This window comes from Saccharothrix variisporea (assembly GCF_003634995.1).
GTDB classification, from domain to species: Bacteria; Actinomycetota; Actinomycetes; order Mycobacteriales; family Pseudonocardiaceae; genus Actinosynnema; species Actinosynnema variisporeum.
The window spans coordinates 6,545,449-6,567,684 of record NZ_RBXR01000001.1; the positions used below are offsets into that span (position 1 = coordinate 6,545,449).

18 protein-coding genes are annotated in these 22,236 nt (G+C 71.7%); 14 read left to right on the forward strand and 4 right to left on the reverse strand.

The genetic code is table 11. The features are described from left to right. The first annotated feature begins 64 nt into the window (after window positions 1-64). Complete coding sequence (locus tag DFJ66_RS29785; protein ID WP_121225979.1) at window positions 65-1,387, forward strand: cytochrome P450; 1,323 nt, start codon at window positions 65-67, stop codon at window positions 1,385-1,387. Window positions 1,388-1,413: 26 nt separating this feature from the next. Then, entirely contained in the window at window positions 1,414-2,415 is a 1,002-nt protein-coding gene (locus DFJ66_RS29790; RefSeq protein WP_246029957.1) for an alpha/beta fold hydrolase, read from the forward strand. 811 nt (window positions 2,416-3,226) lie between these two features. Here the strand turns inward: DFJ66_RS29790 and DFJ66_RS29795 are convergent. Together DFJ66_RS29795 and DFJ66_RS29800 are read right to left on the reverse strand one after the other, a co-directional pair. Continuing rightward, window positions 3,227-3,895, reverse strand: a complete 669-nt coding sequence (locus DFJ66_RS29795) for a DUF305 domain-containing protein (protein WP_121225981.1) — start codon at window positions 3,893-3,895, stop codon at window positions 3,227-3,229. A gap of 2 nt (window positions 3,896-3,897) precedes the next feature. Next, on the reverse strand, window positions 3,898-4,698 hold the full coding sequence (locus DFJ66_RS29800; protein WP_121225983.1) for a thioredoxin-like domain-containing protein: 801 nt from the start codon (window positions 4,696-4,698) through the stop codon (window positions 3,898-3,900). A 184-nt stretch (window positions 4,699-4,882) separates the two neighbouring features. On the opposite strand from DFJ66_RS29800, the gene argS reads away from it, so the two are divergent. The 7 genes from argS to DFJ66_RS29835 all read left to right on the forward strand — a co-directional run bounded on the left by argS (window position 4,883) and on the right by DFJ66_RS29835 (window position 16,302). Next, window positions 4,883-6,532: an arginine--tRNA ligase gene (gene argS / locus DFJ66_RS29805; RefSeq protein WP_121225985.1), complete on the forward strand. Its 1,650-nt coding sequence runs from the start codon at window positions 4,883-4,885 to the stop codon at window positions 6,530-6,532. Next, window positions 6,532-7,956 carry a diaminopimelate decarboxylase gene (lysA, locus tag DFJ66_RS29810; protein ID WP_121225987.1) on the forward strand — a complete coding sequence of 475 codons (1,425 nt, stop codon included), beginning with the start codon at window positions 6,532-6,534 and terminating at the stop codon, window positions 7,954-7,956. Before argS ends, lysA begins: the two co-directional genes overlap by 1 nt. 1 nt (window position 7,957) lies before the next feature. Continuing rightward, the gene (locus DFJ66_RS29815) at window positions 7,958-9,259 is read left to right on the forward strand and encodes a homoserine dehydrogenase (protein WP_121225989.1); all 1,302 of its coding nucleotides are present in this window, start codon (window positions 7,958-7,960) and stop codon (window positions 9,257-9,259) included. Beyond that, window positions 9,256-10,332, forward strand: coding sequence for a threonine synthase (thrC, locus tag DFJ66_RS29820; RefSeq protein WP_121225991.1), 1,077 nt, complete (start codon window positions 9,256-9,258; stop codon window positions 10,330-10,332). Before DFJ66_RS29815 ends, thrC begins: the two co-directional genes overlap by 4 nt. Continuing rightward, entirely contained in the window at window positions 10,329-11,204 is an 876-nt protein-coding gene (gene thrB, locus DFJ66_RS29825; RefSeq protein ID WP_170199737.1) for a homoserine kinase, read from the forward strand. Before thrC ends, thrB begins: the two co-directional genes overlap by 4 nt. Window positions 11,205-11,539: 335 nt before the next feature. After that, window positions 11,540-13,606, forward strand: a complete 2,067-nt coding sequence (rho, locus tag DFJ66_RS29830) for a transcription termination factor Rho (RefSeq protein ID WP_121225994.1) — start codon at window positions 11,540-11,542, stop codon at window positions 13,604-13,606. A gap of 362 nt (window positions 13,607-13,968) precedes the next feature. Further along, window positions 13,969-16,302, forward strand: coding sequence for an ATP-binding protein (locus DFJ66_RS29835; RefSeq protein ID WP_121225996.1), 2,334 nt, complete (start codon window positions 13,969-13,971; stop codon window positions 16,300-16,302). Here the strand turns inward: DFJ66_RS29835 and DFJ66_RS29840 are convergent. Next, window positions 16,290-16,682, reverse strand: a complete 393-nt coding sequence (locus DFJ66_RS29840) for a hypothetical protein (RefSeq protein ID WP_246029958.1) — start codon at window positions 16,680-16,682, stop codon at window positions 16,290-16,292. The genes DFJ66_RS29835 and DFJ66_RS29840 overlap by 13 nt on opposite strands. A gap of 268 nt (window positions 16,683-16,950) precedes the next feature. Between DFJ66_RS29840 and rpmE the strand changes: the two genes are divergently transcribed. The 5 genes from rpmE to prmC all read left to right on the forward strand — a co-directional run bounded on the left by rpmE (window position 16,951) and on the right by prmC (window position 21,805). Next, a complete protein-coding gene (rpmE, locus tag DFJ66_RS29845; protein ID WP_121225998.1) occupies window positions 16,951-17,163 on the forward strand; it encodes a 50S ribosomal protein L31 in 213 nt (70 codons plus the stop codon). Between the two features lie 75 nt (window positions 17,164-17,238). After that, the gene (gene prfA, locus DFJ66_RS29850; protein ID WP_211351377.1) at window positions 17,239-18,294 is read left to right on the forward strand and encodes a peptide chain release factor 1; all 1,056 of its coding nucleotides are present in this window, start codon (window positions 17,239-17,241) and stop codon (window positions 18,292-18,294) included. An 18-nt stretch (window positions 18,295-18,312) separates the two neighbouring features. Continuing rightward, window positions 18,313-19,533 carry an acyl-CoA thioesterase/bile acid-CoA:amino acid N-acyltransferase family protein gene (locus DFJ66_RS29855; protein ID WP_121226000.1) on the forward strand — a complete coding sequence of 407 codons (1,221 nt, stop codon included), beginning with the start codon at window positions 18,313-18,315 and terminating at the stop codon, window positions 19,531-19,533. A 10-nt stretch (window positions 19,534-19,543) separates the two neighbouring features. Further along, window positions 19,544-20,929, forward strand: a complete 1,386-nt coding sequence (gene lpdA / locus DFJ66_RS29860; RefSeq protein ID WP_121226002.1) for a dihydrolipoyl dehydrogenase — start codon at window positions 19,544-19,546, stop codon at window positions 20,927-20,929. Window positions 20,930-20,947: 18 nt separating this feature from the next. Beyond that, entirely contained in the window at window positions 20,948-21,805 is an 858-nt protein-coding gene (gene prmC, locus DFJ66_RS29865) for a peptide chain release factor N(5)-glutamine methyltransferase (RefSeq protein ID WP_121226004.1), read from the forward strand. Here prmC and DFJ66_RS29870 read toward each other — a convergent pair. Next, entirely contained in the window at window positions 21,802-22,158 is a 357-nt protein-coding gene (locus DFJ66_RS29870; RefSeq protein ID WP_121226006.1) for a hypothetical protein, read from the reverse strand. The genes prmC and DFJ66_RS29870 overlap by 4 nt on opposite strands. Window positions 22,159-22,236: the final 78 nt, after the last annotated feature.

Genomic DNA, 22,236 nt, shown 5'->3' on the forward strand with positions numbered 1-22,236 from the left:
GCTGAACGACGCCTATGGTGGTGCGTCCCGAAATTGCCCCCATTGTCCTCGGCGAGGAGCGACGATGCGCGTCCCGGTGGCCCCCGGACGGCTGCCTTTCCTCGGGCACACGCTGCCCATGCTGCGTGGCCGACACCGCTACACCGCACGGTTGCGGGAACGGGCGGAGATCGTCGAAGTCGACCTGGGTCCATTGCCCACCTATTTCGTGACCAGTCCTCGATTCACCCACCAGGTGTTGGTCACGGACGGCCCGCGATTCCGCAAGGGCATCATGTTCGAGCGGTTCGAACCGTTCCTGGGCAACGGCCTGATCCTGTCCGACGGCGCCTTCCACCGCAGGCAGCGCCGCATGGTCCAGCCCGCCTTCCACCGCGACCGCCTGGCCGGCTACACCGCGATCATGGCCGACGCGGCGGGCCGGGCGGTCGGCGCGTGGCGGCCCGGCGAGGTCCGGGTGGTCGAGGACGACATGCAGGCGCTCGCGGTGACCATCGTCGGCGAGGCCCTGTTCACCACCGAGATCGAGCCGCGCGCGATCGAGGAGATCCGCCGGTCGATGTTCGAGGTGACCAAGTACGGCATGCTGATGGCGTTGTTGCCCGGCGCGCTGGCGAAGGTCCCGACCCCGCCCAACCGGCGGTTCCACCGGGCCATCGGGCGCATCCAGGCCGTCGTGGGCGAGGTCGTCGCACGCCGGCGCGCGGAGGGCGTGGACCGCGGGGACCTGCTGTCCATCCTGTTGCAGGCGCACGACGAGGACACCGGCGAGGGCATGTCCGACCGGCAGGTGTTCGACGAGGTGGTCGGCCTGCTGTCGGCCGGGATCGAGACCACCGCGCTGGCGCTGGCCTGGGCGTTCCACGAGCTGTCCCGGCACCCCGACGTCGAGGAACGATTACACGCCGAGGTCGACGAAGTGCTCGCGGGCCGCCCGGTGACCTTCGACGACCTGCCGAAGCTGACCTACACCAGGCAGGTCGTGCAGGAGGTCCTGCGCAGGTACCCGATCTGGATCCTGATGCGCCGGACCCTGGAGCCGGTGGACTTCGACGGCTTCGAGGTGCCGGCCGGCTCGGAAGTGATCATCAGCCCGCACGCCCTGCACCACGACCCGCGCACGTTCCCCGACCCGGACCGCTTCGACCCCGACCGCTGGGAACCGTCGCGCGCGGCCTCGGTGCCCCGCGGTGCGTACATCCCGTTCGGGGCGGGGACGCGGCAGTGCGTGGGCAACGCCTTCGCGCTGAACGAGGCCGTGGTCGTCCTGGCCACTGTCGCGTCGAAGTACCGCCTGCGCCCGGTGCCCGGCAAACCGGTGCGCACGAAGTACACCACCGCCCCCTACCCGAGTGGGCTGCTGCTGACGGTGGTGCCGAGGTCCTGATCCTTGTGCAGAGAGGTTCTTCTCGCGTGAGTTGGTCCCGTTTCCGCCGGCTGTGCGCGGCGGTGCTGTTGGCGACAGGCGTCTTGACCGTCCCCGGTACCGCCCAGGCGGCCCCGGTGTCGTGCGAGGACGTGTACGTGCCGGTGAGCATCCTGCTGCTGCCGCAGACCGTGTACGGCCGGCTGTGCACCCCCGAGGGCGCACGGACCGTGATGGTCCTCGTACCCGGTTCCACCTACACCAGCCACTACTGGGACATCGACACCCGTCCCGAGAACTCGTTCCGCCGCTCCATGAACCAGGCCGGCCTCGCGACCCTGACGGTGGACCGCCTGGGCACCGGCCGCAGCTCCAAGCCGCTGAGCGCGCTGGTGTCGACCGTGACCGAGGCCGACGCCGTGCACGGGGTGGTGCAGCGGGTGCGGGGCCGGTTCGACCGGGTGGTGATCGGTGGGCACTCGCTGGGGTCGGCGATCTCGATCCTGGAGGCGGGTCGGTACCGCGATGTCGCCGGGGTGTTGCTGACCGGGTTCACGCCCCGGCTGGACGTGGTGAGCGCCGTGCCGGTGTTCGCCTCCCTGATCCCGGCCACGCTGGAGCCGCAGTTCGCGGGCTTGGATCCCGGGTACCTGACGACTTCACCGGGGACGCGGTATTCGTCGTTCCACGCGCCGGGGGTGGTCCAGGAGGATTTGATCGCGGACGACGAGCGCACGAAGTCGGTCGTGTCGGTGGCGGAGCCGGTGGACACGATCGTGCTGAACAACTACGTGCTGCCGGCGGCGTTGGCGATCCGTGCGCCGGTCATGCTGGTGATGGCGGACGGGGACGAGCACTTCTGCGGGCCGCCGCTGGGGTCGGATTGTTCATCGCCGGAGGCTTTGAAGGCGTCGGAGGCGCACTACTACGCGGATGGGGTGCGATTGGACACGTATGTGCTCCGGGGGTACGGGCACTCGTTCAACTACGCCCCCAACGCCCCGGACTACCACGCCGCCGTCGCCATCTGGGCAAACAGCCTGAATTAGCCGCACACACCCCGCACACCGCTCGCCAAGCCGTCCGCGCGAAGCGCATGCTTTTCGGCGCGCGCAGCGCGCGGTGGTCGCGCCACAAGTGGAGGGCCTCGGTTCCCCCACCGTATGGCCTGCCCGAAGGGCTACCACATTTTCCAGGGGTTGCAGCCGAAAGTTTTGCGAGGAACGAGCAAAAGTTTTAGCGGCAACCCCTGGAAAATGTGGTTGGCTCCGCCAGGCCATGCGGTGGGGGAACCGACGCCCTTCACCCCCCATCGGTGGTCTCCCCAGCCGGCTTTTGATCTTGAGAGCGCGCAGCGCGTTCGGCTTGAGAGCGAAGCGTTCTGCTTGAAGATCTTGAAAGCGAAGAGAGAAAAGCGAAAAGAGCCTCGCCGGCGGGCAGGCCGCCAAGGATGGACACAAGAGAAAGGGCGGGGGCTTCTTGCTTGTGCCATCCCCGTATGGCCTGGCGGAGCCTACCACATTTTCCGGGGGTTGCCGCTAAAACTTTTTGCTCGTTCCTCGCAAAAACTTTCGGCCGCAACCCCCGGAAAATGTGGTAGCCCTTCGGGCAGGCCATACGGGGATGACACAAGCAAGAAGCCCAAGCAGGGGGGTGCCGCGCGGCAGCCCATCGAAAAGCACGCGGGCGTGCCTGAGGGTGTGGGAGCGCAGGGCACGCGCTGTGCGCAGAAGGCGGGCGCAGCGTGGCGGGAGGGCTGAGGCGGCGTGCGGGAGGGATGGGGCGGCGGTGGGAGGGCTGGGGCGGCGTGCGGGGGAGTGTGGCGGCGTGCGGGAGGGGTGAGACCGGGCCGGTGGCGGGCTACTGGAGGGGAGCGGCGCCGCGTTCGGTCAGGAGTTGCTTCATGTATTCGCTCTCGCTGGACTGCGACTTCAGCATGTTGTCCGCGAGGGTGCGTACCGCGTTCTGGCCGGCGTGGGTCGCCGCGTACTGGGCCATCGGGGCGCCGCCCTGGTGGTGGCGGAGCATGAGTTGGAGGAAGTAGACGTCGAACTCCGTGCCCGACAGGGACCGGAGCTTGGCCAGCTCCTCCGACGACGCCATGCCGGGCATCAACCCGGTCGTGCCGCCCGAGGTCCCCGCCTCGTGGTGGGTCGCGGTGGCCATCCACTTCATGTGGGTGCCGTCCGGGGACTGCTCGGGCGCGCCCCACAGGGTGAGCCAGCCCTTCATGCGGCCGACCTGCTCCAGCTGGGTGGACTCGATGTCGAACGCCAGCTGGCGGATGGCCGGGTTCGTTGTCTTGTCCCTCGCCGCGTTGGCCATGCTGATGCCCTGGATGTGGTGCACCGCCATGTCCTGCGAGAAGCCCACGTCCACCGAGTCCTTCGCCGGGACGGACGCGTCGTCCTTGCCCGGCAGCTGGATGAGCAGGCCCACCGCGGCACCCAGGAGCAGCACCGCCAGCACCGCCACCGTGGCAACTAGGGTCCTGGTGGCGGTGCTGGGGCGCTGGTCCGGAGTGCTCAACGTCAGCTGCTCGGCTGCGTGGTGGGAGCGGCCGTCGGGTTCTCGGTCGGGTCGGCCGTGCCGCCGTCCATCGGGACCGCGTCGGCGCCCGGCTTCTCCGCCACGAACGGCGGCGGGTTGTCGACGTCGAAGGTCGGCGAGTCGCAGGCCGCGCCGATCTCCGGGTAGGTGTACTGGTTGCGGCGCAGCGACTTGATGAACTGGTCGACGCGCTCGTCGTCCACGCTCTCGACCTTGAGCTGGTGGCCCCACGACTGGAGCGACACCGGCTTGTCCAGACCCGGGTACGGCGACAGCATCGTGTACTGCTGGCCGTCCGCCTTGGCCTTGAGCTTGTCCAGCTTCTCGCCAGTCACCTGGTCGGGGTTGTAGGCGATCCAGACCGCGCCGTGCTCCAGCGCGTGGACCATGTTCTCCGTGCGCACGGGCTTCGCGTACACGACGCCGGTGCAGTTCGCCCACGCACCGTCGTGCGGACCACCGAAGGGCGGGGACTGGTCGTAGGCCACCCGCTGCGTCGGCTGCACGTGCTTGCCGGCCGGGTACTCCTTCTTCACCACGCCCTGGATCTGGTCGGACGGGTCCTTGTTCTCCTCCGAGGGCTGCCACTTGGCCAGTGCGGCCTCCTGGGCGTTCTTCTCGGAGATCTGCGCGTAGGCATACCCGAACACGGTGCCCGCCAGCGCCAACACGGCGATCACCGCGATGATGGTGCCCCACGGCTTCGGCTTCTTCGCCACCACCGAGGACCGCGCCGCCGCCACGCTGGAGCGCGCGGCCTTAGTCTTCTTGCCGCTGGTCATGTCCGCCTCAGGTCCGTCGTCATACGCCCATGCCGCGGGCCAGTGTAGGGACACCGTGTCGGATCACCGTCAACTGCCGGTCACCAGGGGTGTCGGTCGACACTCGCGGGACCTGCGTCACTCCCACTCCTCGGGACGCGTAACCCGGTCGAGACCTGCGCGAACGCTTCCCTAGACTTGACGGGTGACTCCCGCTGCGCTCGCTGACCTGGTCCGTGCGACGGCCGTGGACGTGCTGTCCACCCGCGGCCTCGACCCCGCCGTCCTGCCCGCCGCGGTGACCATCGAGCGACCCCGCAACCCGGAGCACGGCGACTACGCCACCAACCTGGCCCTGGTCACCGCCAAGAAGGCCGGTGTCGTGCCTCGTGACCTGGCCGGATGGCTGGCGGAGGCGCTCGCCGGGACGGACGCCATCGCGTCCGCCGAGGTCGCCGGACCGGGCTTTCTGAACCTGCGGCTCGCGGCCGACGCCCAGGGCGGCATCGTGCGGGACGTCCTGGAGGCGGGCGACGCCTACGGCCGGGGCGACCAGCTGGCCGGGGTCAAGATCAACCTGGAGTTCGTGTCCGCGAACCCGACCGGCCCCATCCACCTGGGCGGGACCCGGTGGGCGGCGGTCGGCGACGCGCTGGGCCGCATCCTCGCGGCCAACGGCGGCGACGTGACCCGCGAGTACTACTTCAACGACGCCGGCGCCCAGATCGACCGGTTCGTGCGGTCCCTGATCGCCGCCGCCAAGGGCGAGCCCGCCCCCGAGGACGGCTACGCGGGCGGCTACATCTCCGACATCGCCGCCGAGGTCCTCAAGCAGGAGCCGGGCGCGCTGTCCGCCGAGGACTCCCACGAGGTCTTCCGGCGCATCGGCGTGAACCTGATGTTCGCCGAGATCAAGCGGGACCTGCACGACTTCGGCACCGACTTCGACGTGTTCTTCCACGAGAACTCGCTGCACGAGTCGGGCGCGGTCGCCAAGGCGATCGAGCAGCTCAAGACCTCCGGCGGCCTGTACTTCGAGGACGGCGCCTGGTGGCTGCGGACCACCGAATACGGCGACGACAAGGACCGGGTGGTCATCAAGCGCGACGGCGACCCGGCCTACATCGCCGGCGACATCGCGTACTTCCTGGACAAGCGGTCACGCGGCTTCGACCTGTGCATCTACATGCTCGGCGCGGACCACCACGGCTACATCGGCCGCCTCAAGGCCGCCGCGGCCGCGCTGGGCGACGACCCGAAGACCGTCGAGGTGCTCATCGGCCAGATGGTGAACCTGGTCAGCGAGGGCAAGCCGGTCCGGATGAGCAAGCGGGCCGGCACGGTCATCACCATGCAGGACCTGGTGGACGCGGTGGGCGTGGACGCCGCCCGGTACGCCATGTCCCGCTCCTCGGTGGACTCCAGCCTGGACATCGACCTCGACCTGCTGCGCAAGCGCTCGAACGAGAACCCGGTCTTCTACGTCCAGTACGCCCACGCGCGGATCTGTTCGGTGCTCCGCAACGCCGCCGACCTCGGCATGACGCCCAACGACGCGCTGGAGCTGCTCCAGCACGACCGCGAGGGCGAGCTGATCCGCGCGCTGGGCGAGTTCCCCCGGGTCGTGGCGACGGCGGGCGAGCTGCGCGAGCCGCACCGCGTCGCCCGGTTCCTGGAGGAGCTGGCCGGCCGCCTGCACCGCTGGTACGACACCAAGGAGTGCCGGATCCTGCCCAAGGGCGACGAGGACGTGACCGACGTCCAGCGCGCGCGCCTGCAGCTGTGCATCGCCACCCGCCAGGTCCTGGTCAACGGCCTGCGCCTGCTGGGCGTGAGCGCTCCGGAGCGGATGTGATGAGGGCGCACCCCGCCGGTCCCCGGCACGCGGACGTCCTCGTCCCCTCCAACACCGCCGGCAACCGGCCGTCCACCCCCGGCGAGCTCGACCGACTTCACCCGCACGTGTGGCCGCGCAACGCCCACCGGGGCGGCGACGGCGCGGTCCGGTTCGGTGGCGTGGACGTCCGGCAGCTGGTCGAGGAGCACGGCACCCCGCTGTTCGTGATGGACGAGCAGGACTTCCGGTCCCGCTGCCGCGACCACGCCGAGGCGTTCGGCGACCCGACGCAGGTGCACTACGCGTCCAAGGCGTTCCTGTCCGTCGCGGTGGCCCGGTGGGTCGCCGAGGAGGGGCTGAGCATCGACGTGTGCAGCGGTGGTGAGCTGGCCATCGCGTTGCGCGCCGACTTCCCGGCCGAGCGGATCGCGTTGCACGGCAACAACAAGTCCGTCGCCGAGCTCGAAGCCGCCGTGGCGGCCGGCGTCGGCGCGGTGGTGCTGGACTCGTTCTACGAGATCGCCCGCCTGGACCAGATCGCCCGCGAGCGCGGGGTCGTGCAGCCGGTGATGATCCGGGTGACGGTCGGCGTCGAGGCGCACACCCACGAGTTCATCGCGACCGCGCACGAGGACCAGAAGTTCGGCTTCTCGCTGTCCTCCGGGGACGCGGCGGAGGCGGCGCGGCGCGTGCTCAAGGCCGAGGGGCTCCGGCTCGTCGGGCTGCACAGCCACATCGGCTCGCAGATCTTCGACGCCAGCGGCTTCGAGGTGGCGGCCCGCCGGGTCATCGGACTGCTGGCGGACCTGCGCGACGAGCACGGCGACTCCGTCCTGGACCAGGTGTCCACTGTGGACCTCGGCGGCGGCTTGGGCATCGCCTACACCCCGGACGACGACCCGCCGCCGCCCGCCGAACTGGCCCGCCAGCTGCAGAACATCGTGGCCAAGGAGTGCGAGCACGCGGGCCTGCCCGCGCCCAAGATCGCCGTCGAACCCGGCCGCGCGATCGTCGGCCCCGGCACGGTCACCGTGTACGAGGTCGGCACCATCAAGGACGTCCAGCTCGACGCCGGCGCGACCCGCCGGTACGTCAGCGTCGACGGCGGCATGAGCGACAACATCCGCACCGCCCTGTACGACGCCGTGTACGACTGCAAGGTGGTCTCCCGCGGGGCCGAGCAAGACGCGAAGGCCGTGCTGTGCCGCGTGGTGGGCAAGCACTGCGAGTCCGGCGACGTCGTGGTGCGCGACTGCTGGCTGCCCGACGACCTGGCGCCCGGCGACCTCATCGCGGTCGCGGCGACCGGGGCCTACTGCTACTCGATGGCCAGCGGCTACAACCGCCTGCCCCGGCCCGCGCTCGCCGCGGTGTCCGACGGCGCCTCGCGGCTGCTGCTGCGCCGGGAGACCGAGGAAGACCTGTTCCGCCTGGAGGTATGACGTGCCTGGCCAGAAACCGATCAAAGTCGCGCTGCTCGGTTGCGGCACGGTCGGCACCGAGGTGGTCCGGCTCCTGACCGACCACGCGGCGGACCTGACCGCGCGGGTCGGCGCGCCCGTGGAGCTCGCGGGCATCGCCGTGCGCAGGCCGAACAAGCACCGCGAGGTGCCCGCCGAGCTGCTCACGACCGACGCGCAGGCGCTGGTCTCCTCGCCCGACGTGGACGTCGTGGTCGAGGTCATCGGCGGCATCGAGCCCACCCGGACCCTGCTGCTCCAGGCGCTGCGCGCGGGCAAGTCGGTCGTCACGGCCAACAAGGCGCTGCTCGCCGAGCACTCGGGCGAGCTGTTCGAGGCCGCCGACGGCACGGGCGCGGACCTGTACTTCGAGGCGGCCGTGGCGGGCGCGATCCCGCTGATCCGGCCGCTGCGCGAGTCGCTGGCGGGCGACCGCATCACGCGCGTGATGGGGATCGTCAACGGCACCACCAACTTCATCCTCTCGGGCATGGATTCCACCGGGGCGAGCTACGGCGAGACGCTGGAGGAAGCCACCCGGCTGGGTTACGCGGAGGCGGACCCGACCGCGGACGTGGACGGCTTCGACGCCGCCTCCAAGGCCGCGATCCTCGCGTCCCTGGCCTTCCACACCCGGGTCACCGCCGCCGACGTGCACCGCGAGGGCATCGCGCAGGTCAGTGCGGCCGACATCGCCGCCGCCAAGGGCCTGGGCCGGACCGTCAAGCTGCTCGCGATCTGCGAGCGCGTGACCGAGAACGGGTCCGAGTCGGTCTCCGTCCGGGTGCACCCCGCGATGATCCCCAGGACCCACCCGCTCGCCGGCGTGAACGGCGCGTTCAACGCGGTCTTCGTGGAGGCCGACGCGGCGGGCGAGATGATGTTCTACGGCAAGGGCGCCGGTGGCGCGCCCACGGCCAGCGCGGTGCTCGGCGACCTGGTCGCGGTGGCCCGCAACCGGGTGGTCAGCGGGCGCGGACCGCGCGAGTCGGCCTACGCGGCGCTGCCCGTGCGGCCGATGGGCCAGACGCCCACCAGGTACCACATCAGCCTCGACGTGGCCGACCGGCCAGGTGTGTTGTCGCAGGTCGCGGCGGTGTTCGCGGAGCACGACGTGAGCATCGCGGCGGTGCGGCAGGAGGGGCGGGTCGACGACGCCAGCCTGGTCATCGTCACCCACGCCGCGACCGACGCGGCACTGCGGTCGACCGTGGACAAAATCGGCGGACTGCCCGTGGTTCGAGAAGTGGTCAGCGTTATGCGGGTGGAAGGCGAAGAGTCATGACGATCCAAGCAGGCGTGCGCCCCGGGTGGCCGGGCATCATCCACGCCTACGCGGACCGGATCGAACTCCCGGAGGGCGCCAAGGTCGTCACCCTCCACGAGGGCGGCACGCCGCTGGTGCACTCGGAGTACCTGTCCGAGGTCACCGGCAGCGAAGTCCACATCAAGGTCGAGGGCGCGAACCCGACCGGCTCGTTCAAGGACCGCGGCATGACCGTGGCCATCACGTACGCGCTGGCCAGTGGCGCCAAGGCGGTGATCTGCGCGTCGACCGGCAACACCTCCGCCAGCGCCGCCGCCTACGCGGCCAAGGCCGGGCTCACCGCCGCCGTCCTGGTGCCGCGCGGCAAGATCGCCCTGGGCAAGCTCGCCCAGGCGGTCGCGCACGGCGCGCGCATCCTCCAGATCGACGGCAACTTCGACGACTGCCTCGAACTGGCCTCCAAGACCTCCATCGAGTACCCGATCACCCTGGTCAACTCGGTCAACCCGGTCCGGCTCATCGGCCAGAAGACCGCCGCCTGGGAGATCTGCGACGTCCTGGGCCGCGCCCCGGACGTCCACTGCCTCCCGGTCGGCAACGCCGGCAACATCACCGCGTACTGGCGCGGCTACTCCGACTACGCCAACGACGGCGTGATCGGCGCGACCCCGCGCATGTTCGGCTTCCAGGCCGCGGGCGCGGCCCCGCTGGTGCTCGGCGAGCCGGTCGCCAACCCGGAGACCATCGCCACCGCCATCCGCGTGGGCAGCCCCGCGTCGTGGACCGGCGCGGTGACCGCCAAGGACGAGTCCGGCGGCCTGTTCGAGGCCGTGACGGACGAGAAGATCCTGGAGGCCTACCGGCTGCTGGCCGTCCGCGACGGCATCTTCGTCGAGCCGGCGTCCGCGACCAGCGTGGCCGGCCTGCTGGCCACCGCCGCCGACGGCCGCCTGCCCAAGGGCTCGCTGGTCGTCTGCACGGTCACCGGCCACGGCCTGAAGGACCCGGACACGGCGCTGCTCGGCATGGCCGAGGTCGAGCCCGTCCCGGTGGACCCCGGCGCGGTCGCCACCGCGCTGGAACTGTCGTGACCGGCGTCCACGTCACCGTCCCCGCGTCCACGGCGAACCTCGGCTCGGGGTTCGACGCGCTCGGCATGGCCCTCGGCCTCCACGACGAGGTGGAGTTCGAGGTCGTGCCGGCCGGGCTGGTGATCGAGGTCACCGGGCAGGGCGCGGGCGGGGTCCCGTCCGACGAGTCGCACCTGGTGGTCCGGGCCTTCCGGGCCGCCTGTTCACTGCTGGACGTGAACGTTCCGGGGCTGGTGCTGCGGTGCCGGAACGCCATCCCGCACGCGCGCGGCCTCGGCTCGTCCTCGGCGGCCGTGGTGGCGGGCATCGCGGCCGGATACGCGCTGGCCGGGCACGAGTTGGACACAACCGCGTTGCAACTCGCCGCGGAGTTCGAGGGCCACGCGGACAACGCGGCGGCGGCGATGTTCGGCGGCGTCGCCGTGGCGTGGACGGAGGGTGACCGGTTCCGCGCGGTGCGTCTCGAAGCGCACCCCGCGCTGCGACCGGTGGTGCTGGTGCCGGCGGTCGAGTCGTCCACCAAGACGACCCGCGGTCTGCTGCCCGCTTCGGTGCCGCACGCGGACGCCGCGTTCGCCGCCGGGCGGTCCGCGCTGGCCGTCCACGCCCTCACCACCGACCCCTCCCTGCTGCTCGAAGCGCTGGACGACCGGCTGCACGAGCCGTACCGCGAACCGGCCTGGCCGGCCACGTTCGCGCTGGTCAAGGCGCTGCGGGCGGCCGGGGTGCCGGCCGCGGTCTCGGGTGCCGGGCCGACCGTGCTGGCCCTCCCGGAGGACGGCGAACTCCCCGACGCGGTGGACCTGACGGGCTTCACGCCGCACCACGTTCCCGTGGACGGCGGGGGAGTGCGCGTTGCGCCACTCGGTTGAGTGATGCGACGCGCCGCGCCCCGGTTGTTGCACCTGGCCGGAGCGGCGTCTACCCTCGGGGCCATCAGTCACCGCGCGCACGGGCGCCGGTGTGGTGCCCGGACACTCGCTCCGGATCGCATTCCTCCAGTGACTTGGCCCTGTGCCGTACGGGCGGGGTTGGCGCTGGAAGGCACCCGCTCGCCGTGTGACCGAGAACGCCTCGTGCCGGTGGACTCCGCATTCGTGCGCTCCGAGGTCCGCCTGCACGCAGACGTGACTGTCGATCCGCATTCCGTCGGACGGCAGGTCCGCTGGGCCGCGTAGGAGGCGCGGTCCGGTCAGGAAGGACATGTGTGAGCAACACTGATGTGCTGAGCAGCGAAGCTCCAGCTGCTCCCAACGCCGCTGCCAGTTCCGGAGCCGAGGAGAACGCTCTGACCACCCCTTCGAACGGCAGCGCCCCGCCGCGCAAGCGGGCGGGCCTGTCCGGCATGGTGCTCGCCGAGCTCCGTGAACTCGCCGGTCAGCTCGGCATCACCGGCACGGCCGGACTCCGCAAGGGCGACCTCATCGCGGCCATCAAGGAGCGTCAGGGCGGCACCTCCGGTCGGGGCAGTGCCGCGACGCCGCCGAAGGCCGAGAAGAAGGCGGCACCCAAGGCCGCCGCCGCTCCCGCCGCCGAGAAGCCCGCCGCCGCCGAGAAGCCCGCCGAGCAGCCGGTGGACCGGCCGACGCAGCAGCAGCTGGACGTCGCCGACCGCCCGGCCGAGGAGGAGGGCGGTCGCCGCGGCAACCGCCGCCGCCGCTCCGCGAACCGCCCGGCCGGCAGCCCCGACGCGCAGCAGCAGGCGCAGGCCACCGCGCCCGCCGCCGCTCCCGCGGCCGAGGCCCCGGCGCAGACCCAGGAGCGTCCGCAGGCCGACCAGCGCCCGCAGTCCGACCGCGCCGACCAGCCCCGCGAGCAGCGCCAGGAGCGCGGCGACCGCGGCGACCGGCAGGACCGCGGCGAGCGCGGTGACCGTGGCGACCGCCAGGACCGGGGCGACCGCGGCAACCGCCGTGACCGCGACCGCGACCGCGGCGACAACCGCGACCGTGACCGGGACCGCAACCGCGACCGCAACCAGCAGGGTGGCGGCGACCGCGGCAACAACAACCTGGTCGAGGACGACGGTGACGAGGAGGGCGGCCGTCGCGGTCGCCGCTTCCGCGACCGCCGCCGTCGTGGCGGCCGGGGCGACGGCGCCGGCGGCAGCACCGACACCGAGGTGCGCGAGGACGACGTCCTGCTGCCCGTCGCGGGCATCCTCGACGTGCTGGAGAACTACGCGTTCGTCCGCACGTCGGGCTACCTGGCCGGCCCGAACGACGTCTACGTGTCGCTGTCGCTGGTGCGCAAGTACGGCCTGCGCCGCGGTGACGCGATCATCGGCGCCGTCCGCCAGCCGCGCGAGGGCGAGCAGCAGCGGCAGAAGTTCAACCCGCTGGTCCGCGTGGACAAGATCAACGGCCTGGACCCGGAGGAGTCGCGCAACCGCCCCGACTTCACCAAGCTCACGCCGCTGTACCCGAACGAGCGCCTGCGGCTGGAGACCGAGCCGCACATCCTGACGACCCGCGTCATCGACCTGGTGATGCCGATCGGCAAGGGCCAGCGCGCGCTCATCGTATCCCCGCCGAAGGCCGGCAAGACCTCGGTGCTCCAGTCGATCGCCAACGCGATCACGAAGAACAACCCCGAGTGCCACCTGATGGTGGTGCTGGTGGACGAGCGCCCCGAAGAGGTCACCGACATGCAGCGGTCGGTGAAGGGCGAGGTCATCGCCTCCACCTTCGACCGCCCGCCGTCGGACCACACCACGATCTCGGAGCTGGCCATCGAGCGGGCCAAGCGCCTGGTCGAGATGGGTCACGACGTGGTCGTGCTGCTGGACTCGATCACCCGCCTGGGTCGTGCCTACAACCTGGCGGCGCCGGCGTCCGGCCGCATCCTGTCCGGCGGTGTCGACTCGACGGCGCTGTACCCGCCGAAGCGCTTCCTCGGCGCGGCCCGCAACATCGAGGGCGGCGGCTCGCTGACCGTCATCGCGACCGCGCTGGTCGAGACCGGTTCGGCCGGCGACAGCGTGATCTTCGAGGAGTTCAAGGGCACCGGCAACGCCGAGCTGAAGCTGGACCGGAAGATCGCCGACAAGCGCACCTTCCCGGCCGTGGACGTCGACGCCTCCGGCACCCGCAAGGAGGAGCTGCTGCTGTCGCCGGACGAGATGGCGGTCATGCACAAGCTCCGCCGGGTCCTGCACGCCCTCGACGGCCAGCAGGCCATCGACCTCCTGCTCGACCGCCTCCGCAAGAGCCGGACGAACATCGAGTTCCTGATGCAGGTCGCGAAGACCACCCCGGGCGCCGACAACGACTGACGCCCGAACCCGAAACGGCCCGTCCCTCCAGCGAGGGGCGGGCCGTTTCGGTGTGTTCGGTGGTGAGCTGCCGCGACGGGCGGGCCGCGCTGGGGTCGCGGAACGCCCGTCGCGGCTCGGCCTGCCCCCCGCACGGCCGGTGCCCCCCGCCGTCGACGGTAGCCGGCCGACGACTCTCCGCAGCACCGTGCCGCCACGCCGTTCCGCGTCCGCTGCCGCGCGTCGACTCCGTAGGGCTACGGAGGGATTGGGCGGTTCGGCCCAACGCCCCAACGCGGGATTTCCGCGGCCCCGGCCACCCGGACACACCGTTGCCTTGTACTGTCCGTGCTCGGAAGGTCACCCTGACGTGGAGGGCGTGCGTGTTACCCGCCGGGATCAGCACCTTCGTCGGCCGCGGCGCGGAGACGGCCGCGGTGCGCGACCTGCTCCGGGCGCGCCGGCTGGTGACCGTCAAGGGCGCGGCCGGCATCGGCAAGACGCGGTTCGCCGAGCACGTCGCCGGAGTGGTCGAGGGCGACTTCGCCGACGGTGTCGTCCACGTGCCCCTCGCCGACGTGCGGGCCGCCGGGCTGGCCGGCGACCTGGCCCGTGCGCTGGACCTGGTCGACAACGGCGGCAGCCCCACCACGGCCCTGCTGACCGGGTACCTGCGGGACAAGCGCCTGCTGCTGGTGCTCGACAACTGCGAGCACCTGGTGGAGGACGCCGACGACCCGGAGCGCCCCGGCCCGCTGCCGCAGCTCGTCCACCTGCTGCTGCGGGCGGCGGAGGGCGTGCGCGTGCTGGCCACGAGCCGGTTGCCGCTCGGCGTCGGCGGCGAGCACGTGGTGGACCTGGGGCCGCTGCCGCACCTGTCCGACGGCGACGAGGAGCCCGACGCCCTGGTGCTGCTGCGTGACCGCCTGGCGGCCAAGGGCAAGCCCCTCCTGCCCGAGCACGAGCCGTCCGCGCGGGAGGTGTGCGTGCTGCTGGAGGGCGTGCCGCACGCCATCGAGATGGTGGCGGCGCTGCGCCGGCACAAGACCTGGGCGGAACTGCTGGCCGGTCTGCGCGCGGACCTGGCGCTGCTGGCGCAGGGCCGGCTGCCGGAGGTCGACCAGTGGCACCACCGCACCCTCCGCGCGTCCATGCAGCTCACCCACCAGCTGCTGGACGAGCCCGCGCGACGGCTGTGGGTGGTGTTGAGCGTGTTCACCGGCGTCGCCGACCTGGACGCGGTGCGGGACCTGGCGGCCCTGCTCGGCGGTGGCGACGCCGCCCGGGTGGAGGCCCTCCTGGAGACGCTCGTGGACCACTCGGTGCTCATCCACACCGAGCTCGACGGCCGCAGCCTGTGGCGGATGCTGCCCACCGTCAGGGCGTTCGGCCTGCACGCGGACCCGGAGTTGGCCGCGCGAGCGCGGCTCGCGCACGCCGAGCACCACGCCGCACTGGTGGCCCGGATCGCGGAAAGCTGCTACGCGCCCGACGAGGTCCCGCTGCTGCGCGCCCTGGACGCCGCCCTGCCGAACATCCGCACCGCCGTGGCGACCCTCGTCGCCACCGGGCAGGGGGAGCGCGCGCTGCGGCTGCTGGTCGACCTCTCCGACAGCCGCGCGAACACGTTCACCGGCACCCTGGGCGAACTGCGCCGGTTGATGACGATGTGCCTGGACGCGCTGGGCGACCAGGTGCTGCCCGGCGTGGTCGAGTGCATGGCCGGCGGGGCGTTCGCCGCGCTCATCCAGGGCGAGGGCCTGGACGCCGCGCGCCCGGTCCTCCAGCGGTGCCACGAGCTGCTGCGCGAGCTCCCGCCGGGGGCGGAGGGCGTGGAACGGGCCGTGCGCGCCGTGGAGTGGGCCGAGGCGACCGCCCGGTGGATCGCCGAGCCGGACCCGGCCGTCGCCGCGGGCTCGATCGACCCGCTCCGCCGGCTGGCCGCCGCCGAACCCAACCCCGTGCGCCGTCACCTGCGCTTCCTGTTCGCCGGCTTCGCTGCGGCCTACTACCGCCACCCCGACGCCCGGGACCTGGCGCGGGACCACCTGGCGGACACCCTGGCCGCGGGTGCGCCGTGGGCCGGGTCGTGGGCCCGGTGGCTGATGGCCCTGGTCGCCTTCGTCTGCGACGAGGACCCCGACGAAGCGCTCGTCCAGTTGAAGGTGGCGCTGCGCGAGCAGCACGACATGGGCGACCGGTGGGGCCCGCCGTGGACGGTGTGGCTGATGGCCCTGGCCGCCGGCAGCCGCGGCGAGCACGCGACCGCGGGCCTGCTCCTCGGCGGCGCGTGGGCGCAGCAACGGGCGATCTCCACCGACGTCACCGGCCTGACGCCGAACTTCCGGCTGCAGCAGCGCGTGGTCGACCTCTGCGTCGCCCGGCTCGGTCGCGACGCCTGGGCGCAGCGGACCGCCGCGGGCGCCCGGCTGTCCCTCGACGACCTGGTGGACCAGGCCCTGGCCCTGCCCGAGCGGGGTGGCGTGGTGCACCGCCGGCAGTTCCCCGCCGGCCTGACCCGCCGGGAGTTCGAGGCGTTGCTGCGGTTGGCGGCCGACTTCCCGGCCACCAACGAGGCGATGGCCGCCCGCATGGCGTGCGGGAAGCGGACCTTCGAGACCTACCTGCAGGAGGTCCGCCGCAAGACCGGCATCACCGACCGGTACGAGTTGGCCACCTACGGCCGCCAGTGGCTGCCCGCGGGTCAGCAGCCGTAGCCGGAGGACGCGAGGGGCTCGTCCGACTCCGCGGCCGTCCGACGCCGCTCCACCACGTACTGCGCGACCAGCAGCGCCAGCACCGGCACCCCGACGACCACCACCGCCACCACGGGCACCCGCACCCCGTCCACCGCGATCCCCAGCGCCAACACGCCGGCCGGGTACGCCCACCGCAGCACCACCCGCTGCCAGGCCCACCGCCACGCGACCATCCCGCCGCCCACGACGTTCACCGCCACCCCGGCCCCGAACAAGGCGACCGACAGCGCCATGTCCCGTGTCGACGTGGACCCCACCAGGAGGCCCGCCACGCCTGTCAGGCCCAGCACCGCGCTCACGAACAGGAACGGCATGGCCATCCAGGTGGTCACACGCATGGGGCGTCCGGTTGCGCACAGCACGAGCACAGTGTGGGGGTCGCGCCGAACGGAACCTCACGGGAGTAGTCGAGCGGTTACCCCGTGCGCCGAGTGGCGGCCCCGCGTCGGCGAGCGGTAGTGAGCTGGGACACGGGAACATCCCACGTCCGGAACGCGTTGCAACGACCGCAGACGGCATCTGGCAGACTGTCAGGTCGAGTCCGGCTCCGGTTCACCTCACGCACGTGCGAGGACCCGGCGGCCAACCAGAGAGAGGGACAAGACGTTGAAGACCGGCATCCACCCCGAGTACGTGACGACCGAGGTCACCTGCGGCTGTGGGAACACGTTCACCACGCGCAGCACCAAGACCTCCGGTGCCATCCACGTCGAGGTCTGCTCGAACTGCCACCCGTTCTACACCGGCAAGCAGAAGATCCTCGACACCGGTGGTCGGGTCGCGCGCTTCGAGGCCCGCTACGGCAAGCGCGCCAAGTAGCAACCACAACGGCGTCCACCCGTGCCGCGGGTGGACGCCGTTGTCGTCTCACCACGAACCAGAAGGACGCGCACCGTGACGCTGGAAGCACTGCTCGCCGAGCACGCCGAGCTGGAGGCGAAGCTCGCCGACCCCTCGGTGCACGCGGACCAGGCGGGTGCGCGCAAGCTCGGCAAGCGCTACGCGGAGTTGACCCCGATCGTCCGCACCGCCCGCGAGCTGGAGCAGGTCAAGGCCGACCTGGAAGCCGCGAAGGAGCTGGCCGCCGAGGACCCGGCGTTCGCCGACGAGGTCACCGAGCTGACCGCGCGCGTCCCGCAGCTGGAAGAGCGCCTCACCGAGCTGCTGCTGCCGCGCGACCCGCACGACTCCGCCGACGTGGTCATGGAGATCAAGTCCGGTGAGGGCGGCGAGGAGTCCGCGCTGTTCGCGGGCGACCTGCTGCGCATGTACCTGCGCTACGCCGAGCGCCACGGCTGGAAGGCCGAGGTGCTCGACGGCACCGACTCCGAGCTCGGCGGCTTCAAGGACGTCACGGTCGCCATCAAGTCGAAGTCCGACTCCCCGGACGGCGTGTGGTCGCGGCTGAAGTACGAGGGCGGCGTGCACCGCGTGCAGCGCGTGCCGGTCACCGAGAGCCAGGGTCGCATCCACACCAGCGCGGCCGGCGTCCTCGTGTTCCCCGAGACCGAGGACGTCGAGATCGAGATCGACGAGAACGACCTGCGCGTGGACGTGTTCCGCTCGTCGGGCAAGGGCGGGCAGAGCGTCAACACCACCGACTCGGCCGTGCGCATCACGCACCTGCCGACCGGCATCGTCGTGTCCTGCCAGAACGAGCGCAGCCAGCTGCAGAACAAGGCCCGCGCCATGCAGGTCCTCCAGGCGCGCCTGCAGGCGCTGGCCGAGGAGAAGGCCCAGCAGGAGGCCTCGGACTCCCGCCGCGCGCAGATCCGCACGGTGGACCGCTCCGAACGGGTGAGGACCTACAACTTCCCGGAATCGCGCATCTCCGACCACCGCGTTGGGTACAAAGCGCATAACCTGGATCAAGTGCTCGACGGCGACCTGGACGCGGTGCTGGACGCGCTGGCGGCGGCCGATCGGGCGGAACGGCTCGCCGGCGGGTGACGCGACGGGAGGCGCACGATGGCGGAAATCCTGGTGACCCCGCAGAGCGCCCCCCTCGACACCACGCTGGAGATCAAGGTCGTCGGCCTCGACCCCGACGCCGTGACCACCGTGCGCGCCACGACCGGCGACCGGGCCGCCGAGGCGGTGTTCCGCGCGGACGAGCGCGGCGTGGTGGACCTGACCCGGCACGCGCCCGTGGAGGGCTCCTACGACGGCGTCGACCCGATGGGGTTGTTCTGGTCCATGACCTGGACGGGTGACGAGCCCGGTCCGACGCTGGTCGAGGTGGACGGCGTCGGCAAGGTCGAGGTCGAGCGGCTGCGCGTCCCGCAGGGCCTGCGGCGTACCGAGGTCACCGAGAACGGCCTGGTCGGCGTGCTCTACGAGCCGGACGACGGCGACGTCCACCCCGGCGTGATCGTGCTGGGCGGCGCCGAGGGCGGACTCCACCAGAACGACCCCGCACTCGACGAGGACAACGCCGCCCTGCTCGCCCGCTACGGCTTCGCGGCCCTGGCCCTGGCCCACTTCGGCGCGGACGGCCTGCCGGACGACCTCGTGGACGTCCCGCTGGAGTACTTCGGCACCGCCCTCACCTACCTGGGTGACCGCCGGACCGGTGTCGTCGGCGCGGGACGCGGCGGCGAGCTGGCACTGCTCGTCGGAGCCACGTACCCGCAGGTCAACGCGGTGGTCAGCGTGGTCGGCGGCGGCGTGGTGACCCAGTGCGTCGGCCCCGGCACCCGCCTGCTCGAGAAGCTCGACTTCGAGGCCGCGTCCTGGACGTACGAGGGCCGACCGCTGCCGTACCTCCCGTACACCGTCCCGGACGAACTCCGCCGCCGGATCGTGGACGGCGACCCGGTGCCCCTCGCGCTCGCCTACGACCTGTCCGACGGCATCCCCGAGGACACCGAGATCCCCGTCGAGCGCATCAACGGGGGTGTGTTGCTCCTCTCATCCGGACGCGACCACAGCCGGCCGAGCGTGGCGCTGAGCGCGGTCGCCGAACGCCGGCTCGCCGAGCACCAGCACCCCTTCCCGTACGAGCACGTGGTGTACCCCGAGGCAGGACACCTGATCGCGGGCCCGCCGCACCGGCCGACCACCGACCTGCTGGTGCCGGGCCCCTCGGTGCTGTTCGAGACGGGGGGCACGCCGGGGGCCACCGCGGCCGCCCGCGCCGACGCGTGGCATCGCACCATCGAGTTCTTGTCGGACCAACTGGGCACCTAATCTGTCGCCTATGAGCGCACACTTTGACGTCGTGGTCCTCGGTGCTGGGCCAGGCGGGTACGTCGCCGCGATCCGCGCGGCCCAGCTCGGGTTGAAGACCGCGGTCATCGAGGAGCGTTACTGGGGCGGTGTCTGCCTGAACGTCGGCTGCATCCCGTCCAAGGCGCTGCTGCGCAACGCCGAGCTGGCGCACCTGTTCACGCACGAGCAGAAGACCTACGGCATCCAGGTCGACGGCACCGTCAAGTTCGACTACGGCGCCGCGTTCGACCGCAGCCGCAAGGTCGCGGACGGGCGCGTCAAGGGCGTGCACTTCCTGATGAAGAAGAACGGCATCACGGAGTACAACGGCCGTGGCACGTTCGTGGACGCCAACACCATCAAGGTGGGTGACGAGACGGTCACGTTCACCAACGTGATCATCGCCGCCGGCGCGCAGACCCGCCTGCTGCCGGGCACGAAGCTGTCCGAGCGGGTCGTGACCTACGAAGAGCAGATCCTGTCGTCCGACCTGCCGGAGAGCATCATCATCGCGGGCGCCGGCGCCATCGGCGTCGAGTTCGCGTACGTGCTGCACAACTACGGCGTCAAGGTCACGATCGTGGAGTTCCTCGACCGGGTCGTGCCGCTCGAGGACGTGGAGGTGTCCACGGAGCTGGCCAAGCGCTACAAGCGGCTGGGCATCGACGTCCGCACCGGCACCCGCGTGGAGGGCATCGACGACTCCGGCGCGAAGGTCCGCGTCACGGTGTCCAAGGACGGTGCCACCGAGGTCCTCGAGGCCGACAAGGTGCTCCAGGCCATCGGCTTCCAGCCGCGCACCGAGGGTTACGGCCTGGAGAACACCGGCGTCCAGCTGACCGAGCGCGGCGCGATCGCCGTGGACGGTCGCGGCCGGACGAACGTGCCGCACATCTACGCCATCGGCGACGTCACCGCGAAGCTCATGCTGGCGCACGCGGCCGAGTCCATGGGCATCATCGCGGCGGAGACCATCGCGGGCGCGGAGACCCAGGAACTGGACTTCGTGATGATCCCGCGCGCCACCTACTGCCAGCCGCAGATCGCGAGCTTCGGCTACACCGAGGCGCAGGCCCGCGAGAAGGGCTTCGACGTGCAGGTGGCGAAGTTCCCCTTCACTGCCAACGGCAAGGCGCACGGCATCGGCGACTCGGCGGGCTTCGTGAAGCTGATCAGCGACGCCAAGTACGGCGAGCTGCTCGGCGGCCACCTGATCGGTCCGGACGTGACGGAACTGCTGCCGGAGCTGACCCTGGCCCAGCAGTGGGACCTGACCGTGCACGAGGTGGCGCGCAACGTCCACGCGCACCCGACGCTGGGTGAAGCGGTCAAGGAAGCGATCCACGGCCTGGCCGGCCACATGATCAACTTCTGACCTCTAGGCTCTGACCCCATGACCCGACACCCGCTGCGGCTGGCCGTGCTGGAAGCGGAACGCATGCTGGCCGCAGCGGGCGTCGACAGCCCGCGCGTGGACGCCGAACTCCTGGCGGCCCACGTCCTGGGCGTGGACCGCTCCAGGTTGCCCCTGATCCCGCTGGTGGACCCGCCGGTGGTCGAGGCGCTGCACCAGTTGGTGCGCAAGCGGGTGAAGCGCATCCCGTTGCAGCACTTGACGGGTACGGCCCACCTGGGCGGCGTGGACCTCGACGTCGGCCCCGGCGTGTTCATCCCGCGCCCGGAGACCGAGCTGGTGCTCGTGTGGGCGCTGTCCAAAGTGGACAAGTCACCTCTCGTGGTCGACCTCTGCACCGGCTCGGGCGCCCTGGCCCTGGCCGTCGCCCACCACCTGCCCGACGCGGTCGTGCACGCGGTGGAACGCGACCCGGCCGCGTTGGCGTGGGCCCGCCGCAACGCCGATGCCCGGCGGGAGGCCGGCGACACCCCGATCGTGCTGCACGCCGGAGACGTCACCGCCCCGGACATCCTGTCCGATTTGGACGGCAGCGTGGACCTGGTGCTGTGCAACCCGCCTTACGTGCCCGAGGGGACGGCGGTCCAACCGGAGGTCTCCGACCACGACCCGCACGCGGCCGTCTTCGGCGGCGACGACGGCCTGGACGTGATCCGCCCGGTGATCGCCCTGGCGGCGCGCCTGCTCAAGCCCGGCGGCCACGTGGCCATCGAACACGACGACACCCACGGCGAGTCCGTCCCGGCCCTCCTGGCGTCCCGGCGCGTGCTCACCGACGTAGAAGACCACCGCGACCTGGCCGGCCGCCCCCGCTTCGCCACCGCCCGCCGCGTCTAGCGCAGCTCCCCGGTCTGGGGGTCGAAGCAGACCAGTCCCATCGAGGACGCGAGCGAGGCGATGACCTCGGCTGCCTCCACGGCCCGGCTGTACTGCATGGCCAGGTAGACGACCGGGCCGCGCGCCTCGCCGCCGAACGGCAGGACCGACCACGGCGAACTGTGGTCCGATGCGGGGTCGCTGGTGCCGGGCCAGTGCCCCAGCAGGGCCGCCTCGAAGCGCTCCATGCGCTCCGTCGGCGGGTGCTCGACGTCTGTGTCGATGTACCGGTCGAACAACTCGAGGAAGGTCCGCTCGGCGGTTTCGTCGTCGGCGGGGCGGTCGCCCTCCCACACCGCGAGGTCGTAGCTCATGGCGGCAGTTTCGCACCGACCACCGACAACGCCGGCTGCCTTCGAGTCGCGAGCTCGGTTCCGGCCCGTCGCACTCGT